Source organism: Photobacterium aquae (assembly GCF_001029445.1).
Classification (GTDB): Bacteria; Pseudomonadota; Gammaproteobacteria; order Enterobacterales; family Vibrionaceae; genus Photobacterium; species Photobacterium aquae.
Map to the genome: position 1 here is coordinate 1 of NZ_LDOT01000071.1, position 230 is coordinate 230.

General features: G+C 54.3%; 1 pseudogene. It reads left to right on the forward strand.

Annotated features, from left to right (window positions below):
• Positions 1-230 (forward strand): annotated as a pseudogene (locus ABT56_RS24335) (virion protein); the annotation flags it as partial.

The window sequence follows — 230 nt, forward strand, 5'->3', positions numbered from 1 at the left end:
ACAACCGGACAACCGCGGGGTATCCGCAACAACAACCCACTAAATATTGAGTTCAGCACCCGCAACAACTGGCGCGGCCAAGTGGGCAGTGATGGCCGTTTTTCCATCTTCGAGGATGACAAATGGGGCTTTCGTGCAGGTGCCAGGATCCTTCGCAGCTACCAAAAACGCGGGATCAACACCATTCACAGCATCGTGCACACGTTTGCGCCCAGCCATGAAAACAACAG